We start from the raw sequence: 1619 nt of genomic DNA, 5'->3' as shown, positions 1-1619 counted from the left end.
GGTCGTAGGCGTCGGTCGCTTCACCTCGCCGGATGTGATGGTGAAGATGATCAAGTCCGGCACGCTGGATTTCATCGGCTGCGCGCGCCCATCGATTGCCGATCCCTTCCTGCCGAAGAAGGTGGAGGAGGGGCGCATCGAGGACATTCGCGAATGCATCGGCTGCAACATCTGCATCACCGGCGACATGACCATGTCGATCTCGCGCTGCACGCAGAACCCGACCTTCATGGAGGAATGGCGCAAGGGCTGGCATCCCGAACGCATGCAGGCCAAGGGCGATAGCGACAGCGTGCTGATCGTCGGCGCCGGCCCGGCCGGGCTGGAGGCGGCGCGTGCGCTCGGCCTGCGCGGCTATCAGGTGGCCATCGCCGAGGCCGGCACCGAACTTGGCGGCCGCGTGGCGCGCGAGTGCCGCTTGCCTGGTCTCTCGGCATGGGGACGCGTGCGCGACTACCGCCAGTACCAGATCAGCCAGATGTCCAATGTCGACGTCTATTTCGAAAGCCGATTGTCGGCGCAGGAGATACTGGACTTCGGCTTTCAGAACATTGCGCTTGCCACCGGCTCGACATGGCGCCGAGACGGCGTGGCGCGCGCGCATGTCGTGCCGATGCCGATCGACCCGGCCATGCCGGTCTACACGCCGGACGATCTGATGGCCGGCACTGTGCCGACCGGCAGTGTCGTGCTGTTCGACGACGACCACTACTACATGGGTGGCGTTCTGGCCGAGCTGATGGCGCGCCAGGGCGCGAAGGTGACGCTGGTGACGCCGTCGGCCTATGTATCCGACTGGACCCGCAACACGCTGGAGCAGGGCGCCGTCCATCGCCGGCTGGCCGAACTCGGCGTCGAGATCGTGCTGAACCGGACTGTGACGCGCATCGTGCCGGGCGGTGTTGCCACGGCGTGCGCCTATACGGGCAGCCAATTTGACATCGCCGCGGACGCCGTGGTGCTGGTCACGTCACGCCACCAGGACGATAGTGTCTGGCAGGAATTGAAGGCGCGGCGGGACGAATGGGCCGACAGCGGAATCCGCTCGATCAAAATCATCGGCGACGCCGAGGCGCCGGGTCCGATCGCCTGGGCAACCTATGCCGGTCACCGCTTCGCGCGCGAGCTGGATGAAGCCGATATCGGCGACGCACTGCCCTTCCGCCGCGAGGTCACGGCGTTGGCCGCGGAATAGGGCGCCTGCGGTTCGCTGCAGGCGACAGGGTCATCGCGTGAAGGGCGGATTTCAGCGCCGCTGCAGTGCTCGACCAGCAGGTTCTTTTAAAGTGCATAGCTGCGGGAATGGCTGTTGTCGCTACTCATCGTCGTCTTCGGTTTCCGGCTTAGGAGCCATGGCCTTAATGAAGGCATCTTCTACAGTGCGCGGAACTCTTCGACGGTCGGACATTTCAGATATTGCCTGTGCGATTGCTCCAACAGACGCCTTTCCGTCGATGCTTACGGTAGCTGTCAGATCTACAAATGTCGCAATTGCGTTTCGATAAAGCGCCGAGACCAAAAACCCAACGGGCTGACCGGAAGGTAAAACCAAGTGCTCCCGTCCAACTGGCTCGCCATGGAGAAAATTGTTTCTCGCTTGGTAAGCGAGAGCATACCTG

1 protein-coding gene and 1 pseudogene are annotated in these 1619 nt (G+C 63.1%); one reads left to right on the top strand and one right to left on the bottom strand.

Annotated features, from left to right (window positions below; translation table 11 throughout):
* On the top strand, positions 1-1195 hold a 1195-nt coding region (locus tag EN969_RS30275), incomplete at its 5' end, for an NAD(P)-binding protein (RefSeq protein WP_164758632.1).
* A gap of 120 nt (positions 1196-1315) precedes the next feature.
* On the opposite strand, the pseudogene EN969_RS35635 reads toward EN969_RS30275, so the two are convergent.
* Positions 1316-1619, bottom strand: a pseudogene (locus tag EN969_RS35635) (hypothetical protein); the annotation flags it as partial.

The sequence above is a fragment of the Mesorhizobium sp. M7A.F.Ca.CA.003.01.2.1 genome, assembly GCF_003998945.1.
Classification (GTDB): domain Bacteria; phylum Pseudomonadota; class Alphaproteobacteria; order Rhizobiales; family Rhizobiaceae; genus Mesorhizobium; species Mesorhizobium ciceri.
The sequence above is the reverse complement of the archived record's forward strand: the minus strand, read 5'-3'. Positions and strand labels throughout refer to the sequence as shown.